At 51.1% G+C, this 4,689-nt stretch carries 3 protein-coding genes and 3 pseudogenes; 3 read left to right on the plus strand and 3 right to left on the minus strand.

Annotated elements, in window-relative coordinates; genetic code table 11:
• Window positions 1-292: pseudogene (locus BG74_RS15550) on the plus strand (inositol monophosphatase family protein); the annotation flags it as partial.
• Window positions 293-532: 240 nt separating this feature from the next.
• On the opposite strand, the gene BG74_RS19270 reads toward BG74_RS15550, so the two are convergent.
• Window positions 533-658, minus strand: a complete 126-nt coding sequence (locus BG74_RS19270) for a YtfJ family protein (RefSeq protein ID WP_369678477.1) — start codon at window positions 656-658, stop codon at window positions 533-535.
• Between the two features lie 310 nt (window positions 659-968).
• On the opposite strand from BG74_RS19270, the gene BG74_RS12120 reads away from it, so the two are divergent.
• Entirely contained in the window at window positions 969-1,061 is a 93-nt protein-coding gene (locus BG74_RS12120; RefSeq protein ID WP_187202460.1) for a DUF1107 family protein, read from the plus strand.
• A gap of 68 nt (window positions 1,062-1,129) precedes the next feature.
• Here BG74_RS12120 and BG74_RS00910 read toward each other — a convergent pair.
• Window positions 1,130-2,385: pseudogene (locus BG74_RS00910) on the minus strand (hemolysin family protein).
• Window positions 2,386-2,524: 139 nt separating this feature from the next.
• A pseudogene (gene msrA, locus BG74_RS19275) lies at window positions 2,525-3,175 on the minus strand (peptide-methionine (S)-S-oxide reductase MsrA); the annotation flags it as partial.
• Window positions 3,176-3,554: 379 nt separating this feature from the next.
• Here msrA and BG74_RS00920 point away from each other — a divergent pair.
• On the plus strand, window positions 3,555-4,689 hold a 1,135-nt coding region (locus BG74_RS00920), incomplete at its 3' end, for an autotransporter assembly complex protein TamA (protein ID WP_244267104.1).

Consider the following 4,689-nt stretch of genomic DNA (forward strand, 5'->3'; position numbering starts at 1 on the left):
TGGTTAGCCGTTCGAACGGCAACAATGCGGAGCTGCAGAATTACCTGGTCCACCTGGGCGAGCATCAGACGATCACTATCGGCTCATCGTTGAAATTCTGTCTGGTGGCAGACGGGACGGCGCAGCTTTATCCTCGCTTTAGGCCGACCGGCATCTAGGATACTGCCGCTGGGCACGCGGTGGCCATGGCGGCCTGGGCGGGGCCCAGGTCAATGATTGGCAGGGAATAGCAATGGATTATACCCCGCGTGAGTCTTTCTTGAATCCCGGCTTTCTGGTGTCTCTGTTCTGAGACCTGTGCCCGCGGCAGTGTCATGCCAAGGGTGGCTGCCTATCCCTGCTTACCTCCTTGGGCCGTCATATCCATCAGACAGGCGTTTCCCCTGGCTGTCATGATAATCGCCCGTGTTGTAACCGTTCGGCCGGTGTTCCCGTCTAACTTCTGCTATTATCCAGCCGCCGTTCGCCCGCCTGCTCTTATCGGCCCTGTTCGCGCAGTAAGCACTGAATTTGGCTGACGATCTGACGAATTTCATCCAGCGTTGAAGGGCCCTTCTTTGGCCCATTGTACCTCTCCGCGGGCGTTAAGCAGCACAATGGTCGAACTTTTGCTTTTCAACTTCCAGGCATGACGCACGCTGTTGGTATCGTCGACAATTTTCGATCAAGGTAGTGGCGCTGTGGATCGCCTCGATTTGATGGCGAGTGAACTAGCCAGTACTGAAGAAGGAGTCGCCGCGATCGATGATTGTCGTCATTTAGTAATAACCTGCGGTAGTCTTTTCCTTGCATAGGGCTCCGATGCAACGCGGCATTCATTTTGCGCACCTGGGTGTATGGGCGATGATATGCTGGATGAGACGAATTTTTCCTGGGAGACAGACGTGCGCTATTCCAGGATTGATGACTAAACTTATTGTGATCGTAGATTACCTCATCCTCCTGATGCATGGCCTTCACCGAAGGTCATTGGCGCTTTTGAGTTTTATAAAGGTAAAATTTTTCTGCCCAAGGTGCTAGATAAACAATGTGTTAGCTTCATTTCTGAAGTCAATCGCTAGGTAATGCAGCTCCAGCTAGATATGGCCTAATGCTCTTTACGGTAAAATACCGCCGTAACCATTGCATTTCACCTCCGCCTCGCGCGGCGATTTTTCATCGTGCCGTTGCTCGTCTCAGGCCACGTAAGCGTTGCTATCAGACGCCGGGGACAGCGGCAGTGACGATTTTTCCTCGACACGTATGACCCCAGCAGCTGATCGATTTTATCGCTGTCGATATCCACCATATCAAACTTTATAGCCGGCGTAACGAACGAAATCGGTGCGTTTAGGGATTTTGCGCAGCAATAAACATTATTAAAGCAGCCAGCCGATAGTTTTGTAGTTGTCGGATTGCGGAAACTTATCGATGTGTAGAACCCGCATAACATCATTAATCGCCGTACTGCTTTCAATTAGCCAGGAATTCTCGTCGCGAGCGATGATCTGCTCCTCTAGCCCCTTGCCCACCAAAACCCCATCAGTGTAGTCATCACATTGTTGAGGGTGATCATCCCGACCACCAGCGTATACTCATTTAAGGTGATCGCGAAATCCTCGCCAGCAGTTTTAAAACTTTCTAACGTTTTGGACAGGGTTAGCGTATCCGGCACGAGATAAGTGCCGAGCGGATCTGCACGCTGCTATTAAGCGCTGGGCTTTGATTGCCCAGGACGCGGTTAAGCAGGTCCTTCAAGTCGACATAGCCGACGATGTGGTCGATAGTGGTGTCACTCACAAACCAGGACTTTGGAATGGGGATGGGTAGAGATTTTCTCTTTAATGCTGTCCTCGGTTTCGCGAAAATCAAAAAAAATGGTATTTTCCCGTGAAGTCATAGAGGATGGCACGGTGCGAGATTCCAGCTCAAAGACGTTTTCGATGAGTTCATGTTCTTGTTTGCGCAGCACCCCGGCCTGGCCTCCACCACCGCGTAAATATCATCGGAAGTGATATTGTCTTTGCACACCATGGGAATTTTTAGCATTCTGAAAATGACATTAGCCAAACCGTTAATCAGCCGCACTTGAAGCTCAGTTATTCCGCTAGCTCGGATGACATAAAGTGCGCAAATGCTAAGGCAAACCAAGGTAGAGAAGGCATCGTCGCCTATGACACCTCCCAAAATAGCCACGGCATTGAGGCCAATCTGAATAACGGTAAAAAACACGTACGGCGTCTCTTATGTTTGAGCACGCGCTGCGCGTTGATATCCTCTTTATCGGCCAGCAATTTCAATTTTATTGTGCGCGACTCGGCCAGAGATATTTTTGAATATCGAGAAAAATGCGCTTACTGCAATCAGCAGTAAAATAAGCAAAAAACTATTTAGTAATAAGTTAATCAGTTCAGGCTCTAGGAAGAGTTGGCACCCTGTAAGGGAAAATTTACGTGAGCGCCTCGCCTCAACGTCATGGCAGCCGTGTTGCATGGCATATAGCAGAGTCTGTCATCGCACCGCCAATACCACCTATCGTGCCGGTGGGGAGGCACTCGCCAATGCCTACGAGGGCGCAATAGCCGTTGGGATGTTTATGTAAATATTGTTGATGCTCATCCTCAGCATAATAAAAGGGCGACGCGGGTTCCGGCGCGGTCGTGATAGGTTGATTATCGCCGGCGTTGGCTATCGCCCCTGGGCGAAGGCGATCAGGCTCGCGCGGCGCATCATCATCCTGGGGAAAGAGAACGGAGCGGTACTGAATGCTGATATCGTTCATTGGCGCATGCTCTGGGAGTCGGACCTGATTCTCCTAGAATAACCTCAGTAACGCCCTATAGGGAATGACCTGCGGGTTGAACACGATCCATACCACCTCAGTATGTGGCCGGTCTGGCTGATGCAGACTTCGTGGTAAGTGGGTTAGGCGTATAGCCGCTGGTATAGCCGGCCGTGGTACTGTAAACGCTGGGCTGTTGCCAGAACAGCTGTGCTCTACTCCCTAAAAACAGCCAACGGGGAAAATAAACCACCGCTATACTGTCCTGGACGTGGCTCATCGAATGGTGCAGCACGGGATGCGTGGGGGAGACACGGACATGGGCGTCATGCGCGCCCCGTAAGTGCTTAATTTTAACGTAATGCGCGTGGTTTTGTCGAAATTTTGCGCTACTCTACACCCTGAACTCCTCATTTAGATAAATGCCTGTTAAACACCCCGTCAGGGGGTTGTTTAACAGGCACACTTTATCGACAATAAAGCGCATTATTACATGATAATGTGAAGATAACTTGATATTTTTGAAAAAATATCTCATCACTAATCATGTAAGAGTTGATACACCTGAGTATCAGGTGAGTAAGCGCCACTCAGCGCTCGACGGCGAGATTGGACACTGCCACCCAAAGCCCGCCCGGCAATTTTGCTAACTGAGTATTGAGTCTAATAATAATATCATAAACGCTGATTAATCGCGGATGGAGAGATTTTGCCAGGAAAGAAACAATCAGGGGTCATCAGCGTGAAAGCACGATACGACCGAAAATCCCTATTTTTCTGCGCGCTGTTGCTGATGTCGGAGGCCCATGGCGCTAACGTTCGTCTGCAGGTGGAGGGGCTCAGCGGCGACCTACAGCGCAATGTACGCGCGCGCCTGTCCACCATTGGCTGTGATGAGGTGACCACCGACTCGCGTTTCCAAAGCCGAGTAGATAGCGAGGTGCGCGAAGGACTGCGGGCGATCGGCTATTATTCGCCCACTATCAATTTCGGCTTTAAGCCAGCGGTGAACAGCAGTCGCGATGTGATAATCACCCGTATCACGCCGGGTAAGCCGGTGAAAATCGCCGGCGTCAATGTTATTTTGCGCGGCGAAGCCCGGCAGGATAATGATTATCAGCAGTGGGTCTCAGAAGGAAAGCTCGCGCTTGGCGCTGTATTGAACCACGGCGCTTACGATAGATTTAAAAATGGTTTTTCCAGCCTGGCGCTGCGCAAGGGGTACTTCGACGCCGAGTTTCGCCAAAGCCAGTTAGGCGTAGCGCCGTCTTGCTATCAGGCTTATTGGAATATCGACTTTGATAGCGGCCAGCGCTATCGCTTCGGTAAAGTGCGATTCCACGGCGCCCAGATCCGCGAAGATTATCTGCAAAACCTCGCCAAGGTACGCGAGGGCGAGCCTTATAGCGCCGAATCGATGGCGGAGATAAACCGCCGGCTAGCAGCCACTAACTGGTTTAATTTAGTAGTGATCTCTCCTGACTTTTCCACCGGAAAACAGAGCAAAATGCTGCCTCTGGATGCGGTTATAACGCCGCACAGTCGCAACAGTCTCGAAACTGGCGTCGGCTACGCCACCGACGTGGGACCGCGGGTCAAGACCACCTGGAAAAAGCTGTGGCTTAATTCGCGTGGCCACAGCTTGCAGACTAGTATTAGCCTGTCAGCTCCGGAGCAATCGGCCGATTTCAGCTACAAAATTCCGCTGCTTAAAGATCCCCTGGAGCAATACTATTTTCTGCAAGGCGGCTTCAAGCGTGAGGACCTTAACTACACCCAGGCGGATTCTACCACGCTGAATGTGGCTCGCTATTGGGATTTATCCAGCGGCTGGCAACGGGCTATCAATTTGCGTTGGAGCCTGGATCACTTTACCCAGACCAACGTCACCGATACCACGATGCTTATCTATCCCGGCGTCAGTATCA

Source organism: Sodalis-like endosymbiont of Proechinophthirus fluctus (assembly GCF_001602625.1).
GTDB lineage: Bacteria > Pseudomonadota > Gammaproteobacteria > Enterobacterales > Enterobacteriaceae.